The following is a 22,150-nucleotide window of genomic DNA, read 5'->3' as shown; positions in this document are numbered from 1 at the left end:
CACCCCTCTCGGCGAGGAGGAGAAGCGGCGCGATGACGGACAGCAGACTGCAGGACACCAACGGCGGTCAGGGCGTTGACGCGGGAGGGCAGTGGCTGCCACCGCCGGGGGATCCGGAGGGTGTGCTCGGGAAGCAGTCGCTGGTTGCGCTGCGGGCGCCTGCGGTGCGTCGCCTGCTGGCGCTGCGGGCCCGGGGCGGTCTTTCGCGGCAGCACGTGCGGCTGGCGGGGGAGTGCCTGGGGGCATCGGAGCGCACGGTGTGGCGGTGGCTGGCCGAGGCGTCCCAGAGCCCTGCGGCGGCTGCGCACCCCGGAGCCCGCCACACGAGCAGGTTCGAGATCACCGCGGAGATCCGGGTGCTGCTGGCGTACTGGCACGGCAACGCCTCCGCAGTCCACCGCCAGCTCATGGAGCGCGCCGCGGCCGAGGCCGGAGACGTACGCGCGCAAACGTCCGGCGCTGCCGTGCCCGTCCCACCCGGCCTGGTGGCTGTTCCGGGCGGGGCAGCCCTGTCGCAGGTGCCGCTGCTGGATCCGGTCCCGTCCCTGTCGACGTTCCTGCGCGCGCTGCGCCGTGACCTGACGGCGGGGGAGCGCGCCGGGTTCGCCACCGGACCGGAGGCAGCACGCGCCCATGACGTATTCGGCAAGCGACCGCTGTCATGGCGCAACTACGCCTGGGAGACCGACCACGTCCAAGCCCCGCTGCTGGTCGATACCGACGGCGACCTGGTGCGCCCGTGGATCACCTGGTTCATCGACACCGCCACCAAGGTCATCACCGGCACCGCTGTCACCCCGGGCCATCCCTCCCGCGCGTCGGTACTGGCCGCCTTGCGCGCCGCAGTGGTGCGCGACGAGCCCTACGGCCCCGCCGGAGGAGTGCCGGAGCTGGTGAGGATGGACCGGGGCAAGGACTTCCTGTCGGCCGCCGTCACCACCGCGCTCGGCGCGATGGGAGTGACGGTCAAGGACCTGCCCGCCTACAGCCCGCATCTGAAGGGAACGGTGGAGAACCTCAACCGGGCCGCGGACCGGATGCTGTTCGCAGCCCTGCCCGGCTACACCGCCGGGCCCACCGGGCCCCGCTCGGAACGGCGCGGACGTACTGCTGGGGCGGTGTCCGCCCTGTCGTTCCAGGACTTCACCGCGGAGGTCCTGACGTGGACGAACTGGTGGAACACCGCGCACCGCCCGAAAGCCCTGTCGGGCCGTACGCCACTGGAGGCGTGGCAGGCCGATCCGACCCCCGTCACCGACATCCCCGCCGCCGACCTGTGGGCCTTCACCCTCGAGGACGACGGCCGGCCCCGGAAGCTGACCAGCCACGGCGTGAGCTGGCGCGGCCGCACCTACACCGCCGCGTGGATGACCGGCCAGGCCGGCCGCCAGGTCCGTGTGCGCTACATGCCCCATCACGACCACGAGATCGAGGTCTGCGACGCCCGAGGCCGCCACCTCGGCCCGGCGCACCTCGCGGACGCGGCCACCCCCGAGCAACTGCAGGCGCTGCGCGAGGCACGCGCGGAGCGCGCCCGGCGCCTGCGCGCCGACGCGAAGGCCGCCGAACGCCTGCGCCGCCAGCGATTCGCCCCCACCACCAGTGCGGAGCCCGCCCAGCGGCTGGGAGCCGTCACGGCCGCCCAGGCCGACCGCGAACTCGCCGCCGCCGACTACACCGACGTCGCACGGCTGGCACTGCCCGACCTGATCCCGCCCGCCCCGCCTCCGGCGCACTGGCGCACCCCGCCCGCCCTCGCTGCCGGCACAGCACCGCCCCCGCCCGCCTCCGTTCCAGCCGACCCGTCGGCGGACGTTGTGCCGGAGCCCGACTCCCGATCCGCAGGAGACGCCTGATGACCGCGGCCACCTACCAGTACGTCGACCTGCCCGACGCAGCCGTCGTCACCACCCGCGCCCTGCTCACCGCACGGGAGAACATCACCGACACCGTCGCCGCACGCGCCATGATGTGCATCCACGGCGGCGCCGGCCACGGCAAGACCCTCGCCGTCAACACCTGCCTGCGCGAACTGGAACCGGGCGAGGACGTCCGACGGGTCACCTTCCGCGCCCGCCCCACCGCCCGGGCCGTGCGCTACGAACTGTTCACGGCCCTCGATCTGGCCGGTGAACCACCGCGCCACCCCAGCGAGTTCGACCGCCTGCTGAAAACTGCCCTGGCCGAACGCCCCCGAACCTTCCTCGTCGACGAGGCCCAATGGCTCAACGGGGAAGCATTCGAATACTTCCGCTACCTGTGGGACGAACCCTCAACCCAGCTCGCCATCATCTTCGTCGGCGGCGAGGGCTGCCACACAGTGCTGCGCCGCGAACCGATGCTCTCCTCCCGCATCTTCATCTGGCAGCACTTCACCCGCCTCACCCCCGGCGAGGTCCTCGAAGCCATCCCCTTCTTCCACCCGATCTGGGCCGACACCGACCCCGACGACATCACCTTCGCCGACCAACACGCAGCCCACGGCAACTTCCGCGCCTGGGCCCAGCTGACCGCCCACACCCGTACCGCACTCGCCCGCACCGGCCGGCCCCGGGCGGACCGGGAATTGCTGCGCTGGGCCTTCAGCCGCCTCGCATGACCGGCATACAACCGTCTCCCGTACCCGCCCCTCCACCCGGAACCTCCGCCAGCGGCCGCCTCCGTGCCGACGAAGACCTGCTGCGCCAGGCCTCCAGCAAACTCCGCACCCACCAGAGCGCCTGACCGTGCTCACCTGCCCCCACCCGCCGCCCCCGGTGGTGGTTTTCGACCCCGGCGACGACGCCGCCCACACCCGCGCCGCCCTGACCATGCACCACCCGGCAGCCGGCCGCGCCACCATCCACCCCACCCCCGGCACCGATTCCACGCTCACCCTCGCCCACAACCTCCTCGACGCCCTCGGCAAGACCACACCCGTCCCCGGCTACCGCGCCACCCACCCCGCCCCGGCCTGGACTCTCGCCGCAGCCTGGATCCTGGCGCTGCCCGTCAGCCGCCTGACCGTGCTGCGCGCACACCTCCTGTCGGCCCGCAGCCTGGACGACCTGCTTGCCCTGCGCGCCCGTACCGGCGTGCGCCTCTACCTGGTCTGCCACCAACCCAAGCTTTCCGCCGCCCTCGAGCGGGCCCTGGCACGCACCGGCTACGACATGGCCGACGCAGGCGCCGTCCTGAGCCAGGACGACCACACCCCACCGCGGACACGGCAGGCCGCTGCGGACACCGCAGAATGGATCAGCCTGCCGGCCCTGACCACGCTGACCTCGCGCCGAGCGCGGTGGTGACGGCGGCCGACAGGAAGTCCTTGCCCCGGTCCATCCTCACCAGCTCCGGCACTCCTCCGGCGGGGCCGTAGGGCTCGTCGCGCACCACTGCGGCGCGCAAGGCGGCCAGTACCGACGCGCGGGAGGGATGGCCCGGGGTGACAGCGGTGCCGGTGATGACCTTGGTGGCGGTGTCGATGAACCAGGTGATCCACGGGCGCACCAGGTCGCCGTCGGTATCGACCAGCAGCGGGGCTTGGACGTGGTCGGTCTCCCAGGCGTAGTTGCGCCATGACAGCGGTCGCTTGCCGAATACGTCATGGGCGCGTGCTGCCTCCGGTCCGGTGGCGAACCCGGCGCGCTCCCCCGCCGTCAGGTCACGGCGCAGCGCGCGCAGGAACGTCGACAGGGACGGGACCGGATCCAGCAGCGGCACCTGCGACAGGGCTGCCCCGCCCGGAACAGCCACCAGGCCGGGTGGGACGGGCACGGCAGCGCCGGACGTTTGCGCGCGTACGTCTCCGGCCTCGGCCGCGGCGCGCTCCATGAGCTGGCGGTGGACTGCGGAGGCGTTGCCGTGCCAGTACGCCAGCAGCACCCGGATCTCCGCGGTGATCTCGAACCTGCTCGTGTGGCGGGCTCCGGGGTGCGCAGCCGCCGCAGGGCTCTGGGACGCCTCGGCCAGCCACCGCCACACCGTGCGCTCCGATGCCCCCAGGCACTCCCCCGCCAGCCGCACGTGCTGCCGCGAAAGACCGCCCCGGGCCCGCAGCGCCAGCAGGCGACGCACCGCAGGCGCCCGCAGCGCAACCAGCGACTGCTTCCCGAGCACACCCTCCGGATCCCCCGGCGGTGGCAGCCACTGCCCTCCCGCGTCAACGCCCTGACCGCCGTTGGTGTCCTGCAGTCTGCTGTCCGTCATCGCGCCGCTTCTCCTCCTCGCCGAGAGGGGTGAGGTTCTCTGCCGTCGGAACCTGTGTGCTCCGGGCATGTGAGAGGGGCCGTCATGGGTAGGGGCCGAGCCGGGCGCAGGCCTGGTCGATCGCGTCCCGATCCACACCCGCGCCGAGGTCGCGGCCCCGGGCGGCGCAGACATGCGAGGTGATCTTCGCCCAGGTACGGAAGTTGCCGCGGGCGGTCTGCTCATCCGCCCGCACCAGATCGGCCGGATCAGCGTCCTCCCACACCGGGTGGAACAGACCCAGCGTCCGCGGCACGTCCTTCGTGTCGAGGCGGCTGACCTGGTGCCAGGTCAGGACCCTCGAGCGCATCGCCGCTGCCCGGGCCAGCGCCCGCTCGCTGCCGGCCCCGCACAGCACCAGGGCAGCCGCACAGTCCGGCGAATCCCACAGCTGCCGCAGGTAGTCCAGCACCGGCGGCGACAGACGCTGCGCGTCGTCGAGGAACAGCACACCCGGCTCGGCCAGCGCCTCCGCCAGCGCCTGGTCGGCCGGTCCGGCTCGGTGGGTCAAAGACCCCGACGGCAGCCCCAGCGCCTCGCACAACGCAGCCCGCACCTGCGGCAGCCCGGGCCCGACCCCCACCACCGCCCGCCACACCGGCACCCGGCCGGGCAGCAGATGCAGAGCCTGCTCGACCGCGACCGTCTTCCCCAGCCCCGTGTCCCCGTACACGCAGCCGATCCCCCGCGCGGCGACCGTGTGCCCCACCGCCTCCACCACGGCGGCCACCTGCCGCGTGGACACCAGCCGCGCCCCCGGCGCGTACAGACGCACCCCACCCGACACCCGGACACGCGCAGCACCCTTCACCACGCCGGACCGTTCCTCACCATCCGTACCGGACAGCTCGGTATCCGGGCCGTCCACCACCGGCGGACCGTTCGCACCATCTATGAAACCGAGTTCGGCCAGTGCCCGGTCGTACCGGCTCGGCTCCACCCGGCCCGACGCCACGCGGGCGACCTGAAGCACCCGGCCCGCCCGCAACTCGTCCTTGACCGCACGGTGCAGCGTCGCCAACGACGGCACCACCTCGACACCCCAGCGCTCCAGCACGCCCTCGTCCTGCGCCCGGAGCATCCTGCGGCGCAACTCGGCGACGTTCCCGCCGGACTGGGTGAGCACCTCCCACAAGGCGTCGCCCACCGTGAACCCGCCCTGCCGCGGCCGCGCCTCCACCCGCCCCTCGCGACCCTCAGCCAGCCACCGCCACACCGTCCGCTCCGTCACCCCCGCCAAACCGGCCGCGATCCGCACATGCAACGCCGACAGACCACCCTCACCCCGGTCCACCGCCAGCAGCCGCCGCACCACCACCACCCGCTCCACCCGCCCAGCCTCCGCCGAACCAGCCGGACCCGACACCGCCTCCCCCACCGGGGTCCCCGAAACCGTCACAAGGCCAACCCCACCGCCCCGGCCGCCCACCCGCACAGAAACAGGCAAACCCAACGCAGCCGGGACCACGACCTGCTAACCACACCGTGACAGCCACCCGGTCACCCCATGACAGCAGCCGGTCTGCACGTCGTCACCGATCCCAGGCCGAAGCAGCTGCGCTGTCGGGCAGGATGGGCCGATGCCCGGTGAACGCTTCTTCAACGATGACCCCGTCGACGGGAGCGCCGACGCTCCTGACCTGCTGGGGCGCCAGCAGTACGCCCGGCATGCCGTCGAACTTCTCCACCAGGTGCGCGAGCAGAGCGAGTCCGGAGTCCTCGCACTCATCGGCCCCTGGGGCTCTGGCAAGTCATCCGTCCTGCAGATGACGATCCAGCATCTCAAGAACACGGTCGGCGCCACCAACACCACCCGGTGGTCGGTCGCTGAACTGAACCCGTGGATGTACTCGGACCTCGAATCCCTGACGCTGGCCCTGTTCAGCGAGATCCGCGCCGCCCTCCCCAGCGGGAACCAGTGGTCCGAGCTACGCGGGAAAATCGGGGCGTTTGGCCAGTCGATCAGTCCACTGGGCAAGCTCACGGGATTGCTCGGCCTGGACTCCTCAGAGCTGATCAACCACGTAGCCGACCGGATAGCCGGAGACACCAGCGCCTCGGCCGCCAAGCACACCGCCGAAGCGGCCCTGCGACAGGCAGCCTTGCCGGTCCTGATGATCATGGACGATCTGGACCGGCTCACCCCCGAGGAACTGCTGGTCGTCTTCAAGCTCATCCGCCTGGTCGGCCACCTGCCGAACGTGTACTACCTGATCAGCTTCGACGAACAGACCCTCCTGGACGTCCTGAAACGGACCGACCTGGTCGGCTCGAACGACCAGCGCGCCCAGGAATTCCTGGAGAAGCTCATCCAGGTCCGGCTCGACCTCCCGGCCTTCCGCGACCGCGACATCACCGCCATGACCAATCGACTCCTCAACTCCCTGCTGGACTCCCACCAGGTGTCCATGACTCCGGACCAGGAACGGCGCTTCTCCGAGGCGTACTTCCGGCACCTTCAGGACCGGCTGAGGACCCCGCGGTCCATCAAACGCTACTTCGGCCAGGCCGGCGCGACGCTCGGCTCTCTGGCCGGGGAGGTCGACATCGTCGACTTCCTGATCGTCACCTTCCTGCGGACCAGCGAGCCCGGCGCCTACCGGATGCTGGGACGCCACCGCGCCGAACTGACCGGCACCAGCACCGACCCGGCGCTGCACCGCGACTCCAGACCCGGTGAACACGCCGAACGATGGAAGGAACGCCTGCGCCAGGCCGGCGTGGCCCAGGACAACCTCGACGGCATGCTCGCACTACTGGCCCTGCTGTTCCCCGCAGTCCAGCAGGCCGTCGGCAACGGCAGCGACCCCCGTGCCACGGCCCGCCGACGCGGGATCGGCAGCCAGGACTACTTCGACCGGTATATCGTCTTCACCGTCCCCGCCGACGACCTCCCAGAAGCCGTCTTCCAGCAGGCCCTCGCCCAACTGGCATCAGGAGCTGAGGGCGATGAGGCCGCACAGTTGCTGGCCCGGCTCAGAGACGACACCCACCGCATCGTCCGACGCATCGACCAACTGCGCGCCGACGGCATCCCGGTACCCGCGGCCGCGCTGCTCCAGGCCATGGCCGACAACTACGGCCAACTGACCGCCGAACCGGAAGTGATGGGCATTCTGGGGTCCGATCGACGGCTGCGTTCCCTGACCCCGGGCCTCCTCCTCGACCTGCCTCCCGACCAGCGACCCGCCGCTGTAACCGCTATGGCCGCCACCTACGACGGAGCAGTCCTCGCCACCCGAACCCTCCACAGCGCCACCAACCCCGACGACACCGCCTCCGAACACGTGACGACCACGGAACCGTGGGCGGCCCAGGCCCGCGACGCCCTCACCGGCCGCCTGGCCGAACACCTCACACCAGCCGCCGGACGGCCCGCCTCTGACATCACCGAGCAGGACGACACCCTGATCTGGATGTGGCGCCACACCGACCCCACCAGCCTCCGCACCTGGCTACGCGACCGCCTCGACCACGGATGGGAGCTCCTCCCGCTCCTGGCCGCACTCATCCCACCCCAACAGTTCCCCTTCCCCCTCATCGACAACGACACCTGGGCCGGCCTCGACGCCATGTTCACCCACGCCGACCTCTACACCCGCCTCACACCCCACCTCAACACCTCCCCCGACACCACACCCCCCACCGACCACCACCAGACCAAAATCCTCCAAGCACTCCGCGACCGCCGACCCGACCAGCCCCAAGCCACCCCCACCACCCCCGAAACCTCGTGATGGTCTGACCGTGCCCTTCGGGTCTACCCCTAAGAGCAGCCACCCCACGACAGCCAAACCGCCCCTACTTCGCCTGGCCTCGCGCAGGCAGCTTTTGCCAGTGGAGGCTGTGCAACGCCAAACCCTTTGCTGGCCGCCCGTATTGCGTGGTGAAGTGCCCCATGGGCTCCCGCACGAAGCGACGCGAATCGCGCAACAAGAGACATCGCCGTTCCGTGTCGGGGACGCCGGTGCTCGATCCGCACGCGCAGGTCATAGCGGATTCCTTGATCACCATGACCACACTCATGGCCTCCTTCACTGGCGACGACCCTGCGTCTGAGGCTGACGCGGCCTTCACCGCGGCGATCGAGGAGTTCGTCGTGGAGGTGCCGCGGTTTGACGCGATCCGGCTTATCGAGGTGGCTCGTCAGCAATTCCTGCCGATGGCCCGCGAGGGCGAGATACCTGTCACTGCGGAAGCGGGCGCGGTCTATGTCGAACTGCTGGCGCTGATTGCTCTGACCGCCCGGCAGGAGACAGGGACGGCGGCCGCGTCCGATGCCGGATTTCAGGAGATGAGCCACTTCGTCTCCAGCGCGAAGAAGGGACTGAGCAAGGTCCTCTACCTTGCGCAGCTGCGTTCATTCGCACGTGCTGACCCGACCGACAAACTCGCCATGGTGTCCTTGTTCATTCGGGGTGCCGAAGTATGGATGCGCAATCCGTCATATCCTGAAATGGTAGAGGAAACCAATCTGGCGCTCCTTGACGGCGTTGAGAGCGTCCGCGCAGCCCTGCAGGCGCAACTGGGCTTCGACGCCACGGATGCAGTAGCCGTCCTCGACGCCTGCCACGACCTGCAGCAGGACAGGCTGAACGACCGTATCGAGACGATGGGCAATGCGGTCTTGGACGCGATGGCGGCGGAGGAGGAAGGCCGGGCGGACAGACATCTGACGGAACAGGCCATGCTCAGCGTCACGTCGATGTTCGAGCCACCTGCCGAGCAGGCCACTGTCACGATCGACGACATCGTTGCGCATACGAGCCTGGCCGAAGAGTGTGTCCGGGCCGTTGTCGAGCGGTTCCGCTTGGACCTGGGGACGGACAGTCCGATGGATGTCGTCGAGGCGTTCACCAGCGGAAGGAACCCACTGCGAACGCGGCCACTTATCGTGGGCGCAGACGGGCGTCTGATGCTGCCACACCCGGCGTTGAACGTGTTCGCTGTGCGGGAGAACCTCGAGGAACACCTGAAGAAGACGGCCCCGGTGTGGAGCCAGTACGCCAAGCACCGCGGAGACCTTCTCGAATCCCGCACACACGCCGCGCTGGAGCGTGTCCTTCCCGGCGCCCGATTCCGGGACGGGTTGGAGTACTACCTACCCGCGAGCGAGGATGAAGCCAAGGCCGCCGACCCGTCGAAGTACACCAAGCGCGCCGAGGGCGACCACCTCATCGTCCTCGACGATGTCGCCATCATCGTGGAGGACAAGGCCGTCGCCTTGAGCGCGCTATCCCGCGGGGGCAAGACGGCACGGATCCGTACCGACCTGACCGGCATCATCACCAAAGCAGCCGAACAGGCCGGGCGCATGCGCGACGCCATCGAGCGGGACGGCGGCCTCCGCAGCAAAAACGAGGGATGGATCGACCTCAGCCAAATCCGTGAGATCCACACCATCGCCGTCAGTCTCGATGACATATCGACGGTCCTGACTGCCACCGCCGAGCTGGTGCGGGCCGGCCTGCTGGCCGCGGGCAACATTCCATGGACGGTGTCCCTGCACGATCTCGAGCTGATCACCGAACTGGTGGCGCGTCCGGCCGAGTTCCTGCTGTACCTGCGTCGGCGCCGTAACCCCGACGTCACTGTGATGTTCCGTGCGCCCGACGAAATGGATCTGTTCCTATACTTCTTCGAGGCTGGCCTTTGGGTGGAACCCGACCCGGTGCAGGTACGTGCGGCGTTCCCCTTCCTGCCCGAGCCAGCCACAGCCGAACTGCGCCGCTACCGAACACGAAAGCCTGCGTTCCTGACCAGCCGAACCGATGCGCTGGACCAGTGGTTCCACACCCAAGGGGGCGACGGCGCGCGTTCAGCACTGGCGCCCAAGCCGGCAATGGTGCCATCGCCGCTCGCGCCGCTGGTCGACGAGTTGCAGTCCCGCAATGTCACTGGATGGCTGAGCATCGGCGCCACCCTGCTGTCTGGGGCAACCGACGTGCAGCGCAAGTTCGCCCGCCACGGCGATGAACTCCTCGACAATCCGAGCCCCAAGGGCCGTAGCCTGACCGTGCCGCTCACGGCCAGCGTCGACCCGGCAGAGGGCTGGCTGTTCGTGTGGGCCACCCGCCCGGCTGGAGCCGACCCCGACGAGACCGACAGAAGGCTCCGCGACTACCTCCGGGCCAAGAAGCACCAGCTCGGTCTGCCCAGAGGCGTCGTCTTCCTCTACGACCAACCGACCCGCGAGCTCCTCGACATTTGTTACGAAGGGCACACCGGGCCGCTTGATGCTGCGCTGACGGCCAGCTTGTCGTCCCTGCGGCCACCCTCAGAGCTTCATCGCTCGATCCACCCAAACGCCAAGCGGCCGCAGAGCGGCACGAGGAACGCAGCACGGCACAAGCGGAAGCGGTAGGGACGATCCTCGCCGGAAGCTCCTCCAAAGGCACCAGCGCCGACGATCAGGCCGACGTCACATCTGGCCCCACTACACGGAGCCGCACCCGTCGGTGAGCAGCCGAATCCGCGAGACAGGCTTGTGCGCCTTCCTGCGGCCCTCGGCTTCGTCCCGGAGCGTCTGGACAGATCTCCGTCGCGGTATGCCGACAGCACCGGCCTACAAAGAACCCCGGTAGGAACAGCCACCCCCACGACAGCCAACCCGCCCCGCCCCAGCCACTAAACGGCAGCCACTTGGTCACCTCATGACAGCAGACCAGCCCACGCCCACAGCGCATGACCAGGCAATCAACAACCGAACACGGCTGACGCACAACCGCTGCCACCAACACGCCCACTCACACTTCACTGCTTCTTCAATATCGGAACATCGCACGTAGAATTCCTCCTCTTTCGCTGGGTCCCGTACATTCTCCGCCAAAATCTGTGATGCCCATTCAATAATGCATTTGACCCAGAGGTCATAAGTTCCAAAAAGGCTTTCGGCTGCATCGTCAACAGATTCTGGGCCTTCAAGTCCAATTGCAGCGTAGCTGTGCCAAAGGTCTCTGGTTCTATCCAGCATCTCTGTCTCACGGCCAGAGAATGTGGCATCTGCTTCTTCGAGTTCAGACGGATCTGCATCGTCGGAGATGCTGTTCAGTGTCAACTCTGCATCTACGCATGCTGCCCGAAGAATGTTCGCTGCTGTGTGGAAATCGGCGTAGACACGCTGCTGTCGCCGCTTTTTCTCCTGTGAGTGAGCTTCAGCTGCCTGAATCTTGACCGCTTCAATCTGGGCTCGTGCCCCAACTTCTGCTTGCTGCCGAGCAGCTCGGGATGTGATCACCGAAGCGACGGCGGAAGCCGCCACACCGATACCAGCAGCCCATAGAGCTGCAACGCTCTCAGAGATTTCCACGGACAGATCTGCTGGAGGTGTCGGGCGAGGCAGGGGCTGCGCGACCTACTCCCAGGGTGCGCCGGGTTCTCGGTGGTGCAGGGGGGAGGTGTCCAACGACCCCGCGGGTCCGCAGCTCGCCGAGATCTGCGATGCGGACCCCGGGGAGCTCGTCAAGAAGGTCGGCCTGGGTGGCGCGGATGCCCTGAGCCGGAGCCTCGGGGCCGGCGCCGAGCGTGCGGCGGGTGGTCACGGCGATCATCGTATGGCGCCAGCGCAGCACCCACCGGAAGTTGCGTCAGGCGGCGAAGCCGACGTTGGTGACGTACTCGTACTGGCCCCACTGCGATCCGAGGTCGACGACTTGGTCCCCCCACTCGCTGTCCAGCTCCTGGCTGTCGCCAGGCTTGGCCCACGCGGCGATGCTGCGGTCCCACTGACGCACGCGCCCCGCGGAGGTCTTTCGCGGGCTAGACCTCGATATATGCGACGACCACGACGGTGCGCAGCGCGGTCACGAAGTACAGGATCCGGACGGCTTCGACGTCGTCGGTGTACTGGCGCAGGAGTGATGCGCCGGCGGTCGCGGGCAGCGGGTCGCCGATCTCGGGGTCGACGCTGACGACGACCAGGGCGCGGTCGAGGGCGTGCAGCTCGGTCTCGGAGGTGATGGCCCCCAGCTGTTTCGCGGCAGCGTCGGAGAAGGCGATCCGGGCGCGCCGGCCGCGGTGGTGAGGGGGCATCAGGCGACGGCCGGCCTCTGCTTGGCGAGACGGGCCAGGTGCTGCTCACGCAGCTCTTCCCACGGGGTGCACTGCTCGGGGTCGGGCAGGCCGTTGGCGGCGATGTCCTCCAGGATCGCGGCGAACTGGTCGGCGCGCTCCCGGGCTTGCGCCGCGACAGCGCGAACGGCATCGGCCGTCGCGGGCTCCAACGGCTGCGGGACGGCGGCGGCGGGGGCCGGCTGGTCGCTCATCGGTGCCTCCAGCGGGGAATGCGGCAGAAGCACCACGGTAGCGCCGGGCGGACGGGGCGGGGACCTCGTTCGGCGGCCCCGGGTCCTTGATTGCTGTGCTTGGACATTCGTGACCCCGAGCTGTACGCAGCGCTGACGACGGAGGCGACCGGTTCGGACGCGGTACGAAGGTCGCGACTGGCGGCGGTGCAGACAGGGTTGATGCGGAGCGGTTCCGGCGGGTGCTGTCGTTCCACGGCCAGGTGAGTGATGCGGGGGCGATGGTGGCGGCCGTGCCAGTGCTCGCCGAGGCCGACCCCGACATAGCGATTCAGTTCAGAGCGGCAGAGCGTACGGCCGCCGCAAGGCGCAGGTCGGAACTTCCAGTCCGTCAGGCCGTTGCGTTGCGGGCTTCAGCCGCTGATGCCGAAGGTGTGCAGCCACCACAGGCCCGGCGAGGTTACATGGCCGCCACAGAAATGAATGAAGCCTACGATCATGCCCCAAAAAGAGAACACACAGGAACAAACAAAGGGGATGTTAATTCCATCATCGTCTTCGCTGATCTCACTTTCTGCGAGGAATAGGAAAAAGTAGCCGATTGCCACCATGATAAGCAAGCCAACAATAGTGAATAGGAGATCGGCCACTGCTAGCGGGGCGAGGCCCCACCACGGTGGCCCTTTTTCAGAGGCGCATGCAGCTGCGAATGCCGCGCCGTTCAAGTAGACAAAGACAGGGGCAAGAAGACATATGAGCCAGATAACGCCTATGGCAAACTTCGCGAACGTCGATAGTTTGCTGGACGCAGGGGAGAGCGTCGGGTTGGGGGCTGCAGGGGTCGGCTGTTCTGGTAGCGGCGACCCCCAGCCGGCTTCCGCCAGTCGGTTCTTTTCATGCTCGGCGCGCAGTGCCGCCTGCCAGAGCGGAGGCATTTGGGCTCCAGCGTCGCGGGTACCGGTCCGGAAGGTGGCATGCGCGGCGCTGGCCTGCGTTGACACCCCGGGAACCGTCTTCTCTTCGGTGAGTCGACCGACCTGCCCACGCAGGACTTTGATCTCTTGTCGCAGCAGTCGTATCTCTTCCTGCTGGCGTTCCAGATCGGTGTTCATCTCACGTACAAGGTCGCTGGCACTGCCCAAACGCCTTTGCTGATCGCTTGCTGTCGTGCGCAGGGTGTCTCGTTCGGCTTCGGCCGTTTCCGCGCGCTGCCGTTCCTGCGTGAGTTCCTCGTTCAATTCCTGCAGCTGCTGATCCATGCCGGCCAACTGCTGGGCAGTGTCGCTGCGCATCCCTTGGATCGCTTCCCGAACGGCGCCGTTGAGGCTGTTCCGTGCGGTCTCCTCCACATGAGCGAGTTCATCTTTGAGCCGTTCGATCTGCTCGTCGGCGTAACGGAGCCTGACCGTGATCGAGCCTTCTTCCTCAGCCTGTTCACACAGCTTAAGAAGGTTGTCGAGGTCCGGCAGCGACTGCCCCCTGCGGGTGGCAAAGTCCGCCACGCCTTCGATGAACGTCTTGGGGGCGATCCGCCCTCCGTTCAGGAAGCGGCTCACCGTGGATTCGGCGAAGTGGAGTTCGGCAGCCAGACGCTTCTGTGTGACCCCTGCCTCTAAGAGAGGCTGCACTGCTGCTTTGAGGGCTGCAGCATACCGGCGGGCCGCGTCATTGCCAGGTTCTACGCCCATGCGCGCCCCCTCCACCCCACCCCAGGTCTACATGATGCCGCGTTCTGGTGCCCCGCTGCATGTGGTCGGGCTGATTTTCCTGGCGCGCGGCGGCTCGCCCTCGATTGTGCTGCGGGGCAGTGCGTTGCCGATATCCGGGAACAGGGTGTTCCCGCTTCCGCAACGTCGGGATCTGTCGAAGCTCGAAGTCAGACCCCCGAATCGCTCGGGGAGTGAGTCGAACCGGAGAGCAGCCATGGCAACGAAGCACCGCACGACCGGACCGCGGCCCTTTCTTGATCTGCGGATCGGCGGGGTCCGCCTGACGGTCCAGCGCATCCCGTACACGGTGCTTGTTCTGGCGACCGGTATCGCCGGTTCCCTGGGGAGCGCAGTGTGGCTGGGCCGCTGACTCCTACTCCAGCTACATGCTGGCGTCTGACGTGCTTGGGGTACGTCAGGCAGTGAATCCGATGTTGGTGACGTACTCGTACTGGCCCCATTGGAATCCGGGGTCGACAATCTGGTCGACCCCGGCGTCATCGAGCTCCTGGTCGTCGCCGGCCGACGGTGAGCTGGTCAAGCTCGGGGCGTTCTTGGACAACACCCGCAAGAGGGCCGCGAAGCTGAGCCCGGAGCGCCGCGCGGCGCTCGATGAGTTGGGGATGCGCTGGTAGACGATCCCGTGCAGTTGAAGAATGCCCCGCCCCGCAAAGCTCGCGGAGCCTGGCACGACGATGAATCCCGGGGAGGCGTAACGACCGTTTTCGCCTCCCTGGATCATTGGAGCGGAGGAATCGAACCGGTCGCGTCGAGGAAGGACACCACGTCGTCAGAGAACGCCGCGCCGTCGAAGGACATCAGGCCGTCAGAGAACGTCGCACGGTCGAAGGACACCAGGCCGCCGGAGAACCTCGCGTAGTGGAAGGGCACCGTGCCGCCGGAGAACGCCGAAGCGTCGAAGGACACCCTGCTGCCGGAGAACCTCGCGTCGAGGAAGGACACCGCGCTGCCGGAGAACGCCGCACGGTCGAAGAGCACCGTGCCGCCGGAGAACGTCGCATGCTCGAAGAGCACCATGCCGCCGGAGAACGTCGCGTCGAGAAAGGACACCGCGCTGCCGGAGAACGCCGCACGGTCGAAGGACACTGTGCTGCCGGAGAACGTCGCGTCGTCAAAGGACACCCTGCTGCCGGAGAACGTCGCGTCGTCAAAGGACACCGCGCTGCCGGAGAACGTCGCACGGTCGAAGGACACCATGCCGCCGGGGAACGTCGCACCGCCGGAGAACGTCGCGTCGTCAAAGGACACTGTGCCACCGGAGAACGTCGCGTCGCCGAAGGACACCCTGCCGCCGGAGAACGTCGCGTCGTCAAAGGACACCGCGCTGCCGGAGAACGTCGCACGGTCGAAGGACACCATGCCGCCGGGGAACGTCGCACCGCCGGAGAACGTCGCGTCGTCAAAGGACACTGTGCCACCGGAGAACGTCGCGTCGCCGAAGGACACTGTGCCGCCAGAGAAGGTCGCGTCGCCGAAGGACACCACGCCGCCGGAGAACACCGCGCCGCGGAAGTCCATGTCACCGTCGATGGTGACCCCGGTGAGATCAAGGTTGCAGCCCTGCCAGGTGCGGTGAGTGCCTCGTGGGATGCGGTAGTGGTCTCCAATAAGACGTCATCTCATTTGGGTGACTAGACTTGTGGCGTGTCAAAGATCGTTGAGCGGCTGGTGCCGGACGAGTTGTGGGAGCTGTTCCAGCAGGTGGTGCCCGAGGCGCCGTCGCGGCCTCAGGGTGGTGGCCGGCGTCGGCACGGCGACCGTGAAGTGCTGGCCGCGATCGTCTTCGTGGCGACCTCGGGCTGCACGTGGCAGCAGGTGCCGACCGCCTCGTTCGGCCCGTCCGGCGCGACGGCCCATCGACGCTTCACCGAGTGGACGAAGGCCCGTGTGTGGGCCAAACTCCACCGCCTGGTCCTCGATGAACTCGGATCCCGCGGCGAGCTGGACTGGTCCCGGTGTGCGATCGACTCGGTCAACATGCGGGCCCTGAAAAGGGGGAGCTGACAGGCCCGAATCCTGTAGACCGGGGCAAGTACGGGTCAAAGATCCACTTGATCACGGAGCGGACCGGACTGCCCCTGTCCATCGGCATCTCGGGCGCCAACACGCACGACAGCCAGGCATTGATCCCGCTGGTGAAGGGCATACCGCCGATCCGCTCCCGCCGGGGACCCCGGCGACGCAGACCCCACAAACTCCACGCTGACAAGGGCTACGACTACAACCACCTGCGACGATGGTTATCCAGCCGAGGAATCCGGCACCGCATCGCCCGCAGAGGTATCGAGTCCTCGGCCCGCCTGGGCGCCCACCGCTGGACCGTGGAGCGCACGATGTCCTGGCTCGCCGGATGCCGACGCCTACACCGCCGCTACGAACGCAAAGCCGAGCACTTCCTCGCCTTCACCAGCATCGCCTGCACCCTGATCTGCTACCGCAGACTCGCCAAATGAGATGACTTCTAAGGCGCAGGATCGTGTGCCGGACCTCGCGTAGTGCGCGGTACCGGTGCTTCTTGTCCTGGTGGGTTTCGCGCTGTTCTTCGGTGGCGGTGTCGGCGGGCGGATCGCCGGGGTCGGGAGAGAAGGGGAGGCGGAGGTAGGCGCACAGGACGTCGATGCAGGTCTGGCGCAGGTTGTCGTCGGGGGCGTCGTCGGCGAGGCCTGCGAGGGCGTGGATGCCGCCGAGTCGGACAGCTGGGGAGTCGGATCCGAGTTTGTCGACGGCTTGGGAGAAGCGTTCGGTGTGGAGGCGGGTGGCTTCTCGGTGGGCGCCGGCCTCGTCGACGCGTTGGCGGCGGTAGGCGACGACAAGGGCGACGAGCGCTCCGGCTCCGGCGACCACCCCGAAGGAGAGCTTCACCAGATCGAAGAGCGTCTTCGCGTCGAGCTTGGCGGTGCTGTCGATCTCCTGGAAGTCGAGCAGCACCACCAGCCCGTAGAAGACGCCGCCCGCGACCAGGACCGCGGCGGCGAAGGTGAAGGTCAGCGCCCGGCCGATCCTCGACAGCTGAAGCTCTCGTTCGTTCGGCGATCGCGGCCTTTGCCTGGGTGCCATGAAGACGAAGACAAGGCTCGGGGGTCAGCGGTTGCAACCAGCCACCTAACAGTGCGCCCCGGCCGCGCTCACACGACCGGCCCTCAATAGCTTCCTGCCGAGCGTCCCTCGCATGGGCTCTGCCGGGCACAGCGCGGAGGCCCCGCCGACGCGCAACAAGAGGACGGCGCCTCGATCCCCCGAGGCACGCCCACCCCGTCCCCGCCCCTCCCTTTCCCTTTTTCCTGGCTGACGGGGGCGTGGGGGTGTGCAGAGGGGGATGTCGGGCTGACGACCAGGACGCAAGGGCGTGGTGAGCTGCGGATACACCGTCAGACGTCGGAAGAGTGCGGACAGTTGCGGGCCGGGTAGTCGGCCGGGTTGTCGGTGGGGTTGTGGGCTTGGTCGGGGGTGGTGTTGTCGCTTCGTGACCGTGGTCGGGCTCTGGTGGTCGGGATGGTGGTCGGGGCCGGCTGCTGCGCTGGCGGAAAGACGCGGCACCCGGGAGAAGGGGGGTGCTGCTGTGGGCCGGCAGCGGAGGTTGGGCGATGGTGAACGTGGATGCGGGTGGCGGGGACCGGCTGGCATTGGCGGTGCTGGCGCAGTACCGGATGGCGACAACGGAGCAGCTGCACCTTCTGACCGCCCCCGGGGTGCGGATCGAGCAGACACGCCGCCGCATGGCCAAGCTGCGTCTGGAGGGGTTGGTGGATCGGGTCACGCTTGCGCAGGCCGGCCGGACGCGGGTCTGGTTCGTTACCGAGTACGGGGCGCGGGTGGCCGCGCAGTTGCCCGAGTTGCGGGGCTGGCAGGCGCCGCGCCTGGCGTCGGACAGGACGGCGGTGCGGCTGAAGGCGGGGCACGGGCTGACGGTGACGGAGGTGGGGCTGGCGTTCGTGCAGGATGCCCGGCGCCGCGGTGAAGTGTGCCGGCCCTTGGACTGGATCCCTGAGGTCTACCACCCCCTCGGGAATGGCGAGGCGGTCATTCCTGACGGGCTGCTGTACTACCGCACCGGCAGTGATGAGGAGTGGTCGATGCTGCGGGCGTTCGTGGAAGTCGACCGGGCGACCATGGGGCCTGAGCGCCTGGCAGCGAAAATCGGCGCTTATGCCCGGCTCCACAGTTACGTACCCGTGCCGGTCGGACGGCCCCGGCAGGCGTTCATGGAACCGCTGGAAGAGGCTTGGCGGCGGCGCTATCCGGTGTTTCCGCGGCTGCTGTTCATCCTGGACAACACCGGCGTGGCCGGTATCCAGAACCGTGCCCAGGCCCTGCGCGCAGCGGCCCGGGGTACGGGTGTGGCGGGCTTTCTGCGCGCGGTTCCGGTCCTGGTCGCGGCGATGGCCGACCTGCTGCGCGACGGGCCTGCAGCGCCCGTGTGGCGGCCGGTGCAGGACCTGAGTCGGCACGTGGACTGGACGCACCGGGAGACCTGACCGCCGACCTGACTGTGTGTTGTGGTCGGCCCCGACCACAGCCCCGACCATGCAGGTCAGCGGGGTGCACCGAGGCGGTGGTTCGAACAAGCGCAAGCCTTCCCCTCACACACCGGACGCGGACCGGACTACCTGATGCCGATGTGGTCACCCGGCAACCGTGGGGTTCGGAGAGCAGCCCCCACGGAGTCTCCCGGGCCCCGGCCTGGGGGACTTTCGTGCGGTAGAGGAGCGTCCTTTGCGCACGACAGGGCAGAAATACCGCTCAGCAGACCCGGCCCGCAGCCGCTCTCACTCGGCGCCCCAGGACCAGGAGATCACCGCTGTCGGAGAATTCCGTGACGGTGTGTCCCTGCTGGACCAGCAGGCCCGATACCGCCGCCTGCACGATCGCCTGCATGCCGTCGCCCAGGGCTCCTCGCTGCTCCTTCGCCAGAGCGGCGAACCCGTCCGATGCCGTCCACCTCACCAGCACCCCGGCCGGCACGTCCGTCACCGCAAGCCCCGGCCCGCCATCCTCCGCCTCCCCCACCAGGTGAAAACCCGCCTGGATCAAGGCATGCCGAACCTGCACGAGCAGGTCGGACGGCACAGATGGCACAGGGCCCGCCTGCCCAGTCCCGGCGCGATCAAGCCCACCAGGATGAGACGGGAAAAGGACCGCCACTTCGACCGGCACGCCCACCTCAGCAGCCAGGCCTGCCTGGCCCGCCTGCTCGAGGACCAGGCGCCCGGGGGGCGGGGCCCTCTCATCCTGGCCACGAAGTCGTCAGCGGGCCGGACGCCAGATGCGAGAGCCGTGCCCGTCACGGACCAGCGCACCGCGCTTTTCCAGGTTGCGCAGGTGGTAGGCGACCGTGCCTTTGCTGCGCAGCCCGACCATCGTGCCGATCTCCGTCAGGGTGGGGCCTTCCCCGCGGTCTGCGATCGTCTGCCGGATGCAGCGCAGGATCTGTTCCTCCCGCTCGGTCAGGTGCGCAGGCCGCCGGTTCACCACTGCGCATCCCTGCTCAGAGCCCGGGCCTGATTGCGCAGCTGCGCACGCGCGGCCGGCGCGCTGCCCGGGCCCGACCAGAACGGGTGCCACCACAGGCGCGTCGACAGCATCAGCAGGCGGCGCCGGAGCTCCGTGTGCGCAGGGGTGGGGCGGGGTGCGGCGAGGTCGTCGTAGGTGCGGATCCAGGCCGCCTGGAGGCGGACCAGGTCGTGGGGGAAGGGCGCGGATTTCATCCCGCCACGTTATCGAACTAGAATTCGAATATGCGAGTGGCGGGCCCTTCGCGGCCCGCCGGATCCGGAGCGAGACCATGTTCGACGACCTGCCCGCTGACCTGGCACGACTGCTGACCTTGAGGACCTGGCACGCCATGTGGCTGCAGCGCATCGACGACAAAATCGCCACCGTCCAGCAGCGGGAAGCCGAGCAGGAACGCGGGCGGCAGAGACGGCCCGCGGAGCCGGAATGGTTCGCCGAACTCGGCATCGGCGACGGACGCCCGCCCATCGAGGTCCATGCGGGCGGCTGCTACGCGGCGGGCAAGCGACGGCGCCCGGTCGTCCGTGACGAGGCCCGCCGGCTCCTCGCTTCAGGAGTGCAGGCGTGCAGCCATTGCCAGCCCGACACCGCCCCTGGACATCCTCGACTTACCCGTCCGGCCGGCCCTCGCCAGTGCGGCGCACTGACCGGGCCCCGCCCCCCTGCGCCTCCTCGCCTCGCTCCCCGCGTTTCCCTCCGCTCTCTTCCCTCTGGAACAGGACGTCCCTGATGACCAGCAGTGCGTTCCCGCCGCCGATCAGCGAGCCGGACCCCTCCACCTTCACCTGCTCCGGGAGCCTGGTCGGGCCCTGCTCCGGCTGCCAGCGCAGCACCCACAAATACGGCAGCGGAGGACTGCCCATTTGCCAGTGGTGTCTGACTCCCGTCCAGGAGAACTGGGGTACCGCTGTCCGCTTCAACAACACCCGCACACAGGCCGGCTGACCGACACGACCACGCAGATGCGGGCGCGGCTCAACGGCGCGCTGACCTGCATGGTCGGGTCTATGGTCGGGGTGCCCCAGACCTGTGGTCGGGCCTGTGGTCTGGATGCGCCCACGGCCGACTGCGGGCTCCGACGCCACCGTGATGGCGCAGCGGCCGGGTGGAAGGCATGCCCCGTGACGTGGACCCTGCCCGAGCCGATGCTCACCCAGCCGGTGCCCAGCCCCGCCCTGCCACGGGCCTGCGCCGCAGAGCCCAAGTGGGACGGTTCGCCAGACACTTGGCTGTGTCTCATACGGTGCGACTAGAGATCTTTAACCATGGAGGTTCCGGGCTGGTGACAGCTCATGTGGTGTTCGCTATGTCTTAGTCATGAGGTATCCCGACGGTGGCGGGCTGACTCCTGAGGAACGGGCCCGACGCGAACAAGCCCGGTTAGCAGCAGCTGATTTGATCGAGGCTGGCGCCAGCGACCGTGAGGTTGCCCGGCGTTTCCGGGTGACGCGGATGTCGGCGAACCGCTGGCGCCGAGCCCTGGCTGCGGGCGGGAGGGAAGCTCTGGCTTCGAAGGGGCCCGGTGGTGTCCGCTGCCGTTTCACCCCCGGCCAGTTACGGGAACTGGAGGGCCTGCTGGACGCCGGCCCGGCCGCGCACGGCTGGACCGAGGATCAGTGCTGGACCTTGGCACGGATCGCCGAGGTGATCCGCACACGGTTCGGTGTCAGCTACACCCTGGCCGGGGTCGACCTGCTGCTGCACCGAATGGGATGGAGCGTGCAGATGCCCTCCCGCCGGGCCACCGAGCGCGACGAGGCGAAGATCGCCCAGTGGAAGGACGAGCAGTGGCCCGCCATAAAAAGACTGCGGCGGACCTGGGCGCCTGGCTGTGCTTCGAGGACGAGGCAGGCCAGGGGCTGAGGCCGCCCAAAGGCCGGACCTGGGGACGCAGGGGCCGCACCCCCGTGGTGCGGGTGACCTCAGCCGGCACCCGGCGCGTGTCCATGGCCGCGCTCGTCTGCACGAAACCCGGCCGCCCGGCCCGGCTGATCTACCGCACCCTGGTCGACCGAGGACCGCGCAAGGGCCGCCGAAAGGGGTTCACCGAGACCGACTACGCCCGGCTCCTGGACGCCGCCCACCAGCAGCTCGGCGGTCCGGTCGTGCTCGTCTGGGATAATCTGAACACTCATGTCAGCGCCCGGATGAGACAGCTGGTCGCGCAACGCCCCTGGCTCACCGTCTACCAGCTGCCGCCCTACGCACCAGAGTTCAACCCGGTCGAAGCAGTCTGGTCACACCTGAAACGGTCCCTGGTCAACCTCGCCAGACACGGCATCGACGAACTGACCGCGCTCGTGAAGACCCGGCTCAAACGGATGCAGTACCGGCCCGGCCTCATCGACGGATTCATCACCAAGACCCGGCTGGACTTCAGCCTGCCATAGCCCCAGCTATCGAAGATGTGCATGGCTGTTATGGCGACGCTGCGCCCAC

23 protein-coding genes and 2 pseudogenes are annotated in these 22,150 nt (G+C 68.5%); 11 read left to right on the top strand and 14 right to left on the bottom strand.

Annotation, left to right across the window (positions count from 1 at the left end; all coding sequences use genetic code 11):
• Positions 1 to 32 precede the first annotated feature (32 nt).
• The 3 genes from O1Q96_RS00820 to O1Q96_RS00810 all read left to right on the top strand — a co-directional run bounded on the left by O1Q96_RS00820 (position 33) and on the right by O1Q96_RS00810 (position 3,287).
• Positions 33 to 1,856: a transposase family protein gene (locus O1Q96_RS00820; RefSeq protein ID WP_269246355.1), complete on the top strand. Its 1,824-nt coding sequence runs from the start codon at positions 33 to 35 to the stop codon at positions 1,854 to 1,856.
• Positions 1,856 to 2,599 (top strand): AAA family ATPase, encoded by a 744-nt coding sequence (locus tag O1Q96_RS00815; protein ID WP_269246354.1) that lies wholly within the window; start codon positions 1,856 to 1,858, stop codon positions 2,597 to 2,599. The genes O1Q96_RS00820 and O1Q96_RS00815 overlap by 1 nt, the downstream gene beginning before the upstream one ends.
• 157 nt (positions 2,600 to 2,756) lie before the next feature.
• Positions 2,757 to 3,287 (top strand): hypothetical protein, encoded by a 531-nt coding sequence (locus O1Q96_RS00810; protein WP_269246353.1) that lies wholly within the window; start codon positions 2,757 to 2,759, stop codon positions 3,285 to 3,287.
• Here the strand turns inward: O1Q96_RS00810 and O1Q96_RS00805 are convergent.
• Together O1Q96_RS00805 and O1Q96_RS00800 are read right to left on the bottom strand one after the other, a co-directional pair.
• The gene (locus O1Q96_RS00805) at positions 3,238 to 4,188 is read right to left on the bottom strand and encodes a hypothetical protein (protein ID WP_269246352.1); all 951 of its coding nucleotides are present in this window, start codon (positions 4,186 to 4,188) and stop codon (positions 3,238 to 3,240) included. The genes O1Q96_RS00810 and O1Q96_RS00805 overlap by 50 nt on opposite strands.
• An 82-nt stretch (positions 4,189 to 4,270) precedes the next feature.
• Entirely contained in the window at positions 4,271 to 5,557 is a 1,287-nt protein-coding gene (locus O1Q96_RS00800) for an ATP-binding protein (RefSeq protein WP_269246351.1), read from the bottom strand.
• Positions 5,558 to 5,807: 250 nt separating this feature from the next.
• Between O1Q96_RS00800 and O1Q96_RS00795 the strand changes: the two genes are divergently transcribed.
• Positions 5,808 to 7,964 (top strand): P-loop NTPase fold protein, encoded by a 2,157-nt coding sequence (locus O1Q96_RS00795; RefSeq protein ID WP_269246350.1) that lies wholly within the window; start codon positions 5,808 to 5,810, stop codon positions 7,962 to 7,964.
• 161 nt (positions 7,965 to 8,125) lie between these two features.
• Positions 8,126 to 10,591 (top strand): preprotein translocase subunit SecA, encoded by a 2,466-nt coding sequence (locus O1Q96_RS00790; protein ID WP_269246349.1) that lies wholly within the window; start codon positions 8,126 to 8,128, stop codon positions 10,589 to 10,591.
• 282 nt (positions 10,592 to 10,873) lie between these two features.
• Here O1Q96_RS00790 and O1Q96_RS00785 read toward each other — a convergent pair whose 3' ends face one another.
• The 5 genes and pseudogenes from O1Q96_RS00785 to O1Q96_RS00765 form a co-directional block, all read right to left on the bottom strand.
• Positions 10,874 to 11,536: a hypothetical protein gene (locus tag O1Q96_RS00785; RefSeq protein WP_269246348.1), complete on the bottom strand. Its 663-nt coding sequence runs from the start codon at positions 11,534 to 11,536 to the stop codon at positions 10,874 to 10,876.
• Between the two features lie 277 nt (positions 11,537 to 11,813).
• A pseudogene (locus O1Q96_RS00780) lies at positions 11,814 to 11,960 on the bottom strand (transcriptional regulator); the annotation flags it as partial.
• A 25-nt stretch (positions 11,961 to 11,985) separates the two neighbouring features.
• On the bottom strand, positions 11,986 to 12,258 hold the full coding sequence (locus O1Q96_RS00775; RefSeq protein WP_269246347.1) for a hypothetical protein: 273 nt from the start codon (positions 12,256 to 12,258) through the stop codon (positions 11,986 to 11,988).
• A complete protein-coding gene (locus O1Q96_RS00770) occupies positions 12,258 to 12,491 on the bottom strand; it encodes a hypothetical protein (RefSeq protein WP_269246346.1) in 234 nt (77 codons plus the stop codon). The genes O1Q96_RS00775 and O1Q96_RS00770 overlap by 1 nt, the downstream gene beginning before the upstream one ends.
• Positions 12,492 to 12,883: 392 nt before the next feature.
• Positions 12,884 to 14,158, bottom strand: a complete 1,275-nt coding sequence (locus O1Q96_RS00765) for a hypothetical protein (RefSeq protein ID WP_269246345.1) — start codon at positions 14,156 to 14,158, stop codon at positions 12,884 to 12,886.
• A 235-nt stretch (positions 14,159 to 14,393) separates the two neighbouring features.
• Here O1Q96_RS00765 and O1Q96_RS00760 point away from each other — a divergent pair, with 235 nt between their 5' ends.
• Entirely contained in the window at positions 14,394 to 14,549 is a 156-nt protein-coding gene (locus O1Q96_RS00760; protein WP_269246344.1) for a hypothetical protein, read from the top strand.
• Between the two features lie 45 nt (positions 14,550 to 14,594).
• On the opposite strand, the pseudogene O1Q96_RS44150 reads toward O1Q96_RS00760, so the two are convergent.
• Together O1Q96_RS44150 and O1Q96_RS00750 are read right to left on the bottom strand one after the other, a co-directional pair.
• Positions 14,595 to 14,702 (bottom strand): annotated as a pseudogene (locus O1Q96_RS44150) (transcriptional regulator); the annotation flags it as partial.
• A gap of 215 nt (positions 14,703 to 14,917) precedes the next feature.
• On the bottom strand, positions 14,918 to 15,718 hold the full coding sequence (locus O1Q96_RS00750; RefSeq protein WP_269246342.1) for a pentapeptide repeat-containing protein: 801 nt from the start codon (positions 15,716 to 15,718) through the stop codon (positions 14,918 to 14,920).
• Between the two features lie 135 nt (positions 15,719 to 15,853).
• Here O1Q96_RS00750 and O1Q96_RS00745 point away from each other — a divergent pair.
• Positions 15,854 to 16,653, top strand: a protein-coding gene (locus O1Q96_RS00745; protein ID WP_269246503.1) for an IS5 family transposase whose coding sequence is annotated in 2 segments (ribosomal slippage) — positions 15,854 to 16,193 and positions 16,193 to 16,653 — 801 coding nt in all. Because the reading frame shifts where the segments join, the coding sequence is not laid out codon by codon here.
• Here O1Q96_RS00745 and O1Q96_RS00740 read toward each other — a convergent pair.
• Positions 16,604 to 17,257 (bottom strand): hypothetical protein, encoded by a 654-nt coding sequence (locus O1Q96_RS00740; RefSeq protein WP_419586408.1) that lies wholly within the window; start codon positions 17,255 to 17,257, stop codon positions 16,604 to 16,606. The two genes, O1Q96_RS00745 and O1Q96_RS00740, sit on opposite strands and share 50 nt — an antisense overlap.
• Before the next feature lie 527 nt (positions 17,258 to 17,784).
• Here O1Q96_RS00740 and O1Q96_RS00735 point away from each other — a divergent pair.
• Positions 17,785 to 18,675 carry a replication-relaxation family protein gene (locus O1Q96_RS00735; RefSeq protein ID WP_269246341.1) on the top strand — a complete coding sequence of 297 codons (891 nt, stop codon included), beginning with the start codon at positions 17,785 to 17,787 and terminating at the stop codon, positions 18,673 to 18,675.
• 265 nt (positions 18,676 to 18,940) lie between these two features.
• Here the strand turns inward: O1Q96_RS00735 and O1Q96_RS00730 are convergent, their stop codons facing one another.
• The 4 genes from O1Q96_RS00730 to O1Q96_RS00715 all read right to left on the bottom strand — a co-directional run bounded on the left by O1Q96_RS00730 (position 18,941) and on the right by O1Q96_RS00715 (position 20,189).
• Entirely contained in the window at positions 18,941 to 19,267 is a 327-nt protein-coding gene (locus O1Q96_RS00730) for a hypothetical protein (RefSeq protein WP_269246340.1), read from the bottom strand.
• Positions 19,268 to 19,444: 177 nt separating this feature from the next.
• A complete protein-coding gene (locus O1Q96_RS00725) occupies positions 19,445 to 19,669 on the bottom strand; it encodes a LexA family protein (RefSeq protein WP_217459455.1) in 225 nt (74 codons plus the stop codon).
• A complete protein-coding gene (locus O1Q96_RS00720; protein WP_269246339.1) occupies positions 19,666 to 19,905 on the bottom strand; it encodes a hypothetical protein in 240 nt (79 codons plus the stop codon). Before O1Q96_RS00720 ends, O1Q96_RS00725 begins: the two co-directional genes overlap by 4 nt.
• 17 nt (positions 19,906 to 19,922) lie before the next feature.
• Positions 19,923 to 20,189, bottom strand: coding sequence for a hypothetical protein (locus O1Q96_RS00715; RefSeq protein ID WP_269246514.1), 267 nt, complete (start codon positions 20,187 to 20,189; stop codon positions 19,923 to 19,925).
• Here O1Q96_RS00715 and O1Q96_RS00710 point away from each other — a divergent pair.
• The 3 genes from O1Q96_RS00710 to O1Q96_RS44395 all read left to right on the top strand — a co-directional run bounded on the left by O1Q96_RS00710 (position 20,070) and on the right by O1Q96_RS44395 (position 22,101).
• The gene (locus tag O1Q96_RS00710; protein ID WP_269246504.1) at positions 20,070 to 20,441 is read left to right on the top strand and encodes a DUF6233 domain-containing protein; all 372 of its coding nucleotides are present in this window, start codon (positions 20,070 to 20,072) and stop codon (positions 20,439 to 20,441) included. The two genes, O1Q96_RS00715 and O1Q96_RS00710, sit on opposite strands and share 120 nt — an antisense overlap.
• A complete protein-coding gene (locus tag O1Q96_RS00705; RefSeq protein WP_269246338.1) occupies positions 20,441 to 20,656 on the top strand; it encodes a hypothetical protein in 216 nt (71 codons plus the stop codon). Before O1Q96_RS00710 ends, O1Q96_RS00705 begins: the two co-directional genes overlap by 1 nt.
• A gap of 372 nt (positions 20,657 to 21,028) precedes the next feature.
• Positions 21,029 to 22,101, top strand: a protein-coding gene (locus O1Q96_RS44395) for an IS630 family transposase (RefSeq protein ID WP_419586407.1) whose coding sequence is annotated in 2 segments (ribosomal slippage) — positions 21,029 to 21,509 and positions 21,509 to 22,101 — 1,074 coding nt in all. Because the reading frame shifts where the segments join, the coding sequence is not laid out codon by codon here.
• The last annotated feature ends 49 nt before the right edge of the window (positions 22,102 to 22,150 follow it).

This window comes from Streptomyces aurantiacus (assembly GCF_027107535.1).
In the GTDB taxonomy this organism is placed as follows: domain Bacteria; phylum Actinomycetota; class Actinomycetes; order Streptomycetales; family Streptomycetaceae; genus Streptomyces.
Note: the sequence above shows the minus strand (reverse complement) of the source record. Positions and strands in the feature narration are given on the sequence as shown.

Coding starts and splice junctions, on each gene's coding strand:
- O1Q96_RS00820 (WP_269246355.1), top strand. CDS start 33: ATGACGGACAGCAGACTGCAGGACACCAACGGCGGTCAGGGCGTTGAC.
- O1Q96_RS00815 (WP_269246354.1), top strand. CDS start 1,856: ATGACCGCGGCCACCTACCAGTACGTCGACCTGCCCGACGCAGCCGTC.
- O1Q96_RS00805 (WP_269246352.1), bottom strand. CDS start 4,188: ATGACGGACAGCAGACTGCAGGACACCAACGGCGGTCAGGGCGTTGAC.
- O1Q96_RS00795 (WP_269246350.1), top strand. CDS start 5,808: ATGCCCGGTGAACGCTTCTTCAACGATGACCCCGTCGACGGGAGCGCC.
- O1Q96_RS00790 (WP_269246349.1), top strand. CDS start 8,126: ATGGGCTCCCGCACGAAGCGACGCGAATCGCGCAACAAGAGACATCGC.
- O1Q96_RS00775 (WP_269246347.1), bottom strand. CDS start 12,258: ATGCCCCCTCACCACCGCGGCCGGCGCGCCCGGATCGCCTTCTCCGAC.
- O1Q96_RS00770 (WP_269246346.1), bottom strand. CDS start 12,491: ATGAGCGACCAGCCGGCCCCCGCCGCCGCCGTCCCGCAGCCGTTGGAG.
- O1Q96_RS00765 (WP_269246345.1), bottom strand. CDS start 14,158: ATGGGCGTAGAACCTGGCAATGACGCGGCCCGCCGGTATGCTGCAGCC.
- O1Q96_RS00760 (WP_269246344.1), top strand. CDS start 14,394: ATGGCAACGAAGCACCGCACGACCGGACCGCGGCCCTTTCTTGATCTG.
- O1Q96_RS00750 (WP_269246342.1), bottom strand. CDS start 15,718: ATGGACTTCCGCGGCGCGGTGTTCTCCGGCGGCGTGGTGTCCTTCGGC.
- O1Q96_RS00740 (WP_419586408.1), bottom strand. CDS start 17,257: ATGGCACCCAGGCAAAGGCCGCGATCGCCGAACGAACGAGAGCTTCAG.
- O1Q96_RS00735 (WP_269246341.1), top strand. CDS start 17,785: ATGGTGAACGTGGATGCGGGTGGCGGGGACCGGCTGGCATTGGCGGTG.
- O1Q96_RS00720 (WP_269246339.1), bottom strand. CDS start 19,905: ATGAAATCCGCGCCCTTCCCCCACGACCTGGTCCGCCTCCAGGCGGCC.
- O1Q96_RS00715 (WP_269246514.1), bottom strand. CDS start 20,189: ATGGACCTCGATGGGCGGGCGTCCGTCGCCGATGCCGAGTTCGGCGAA.
- O1Q96_RS00705 (WP_269246338.1), top strand. CDS start 20,441: ATGACCAGCAGTGCGTTCCCGCCGCCGATCAGCGAGCCGGACCCCTCC.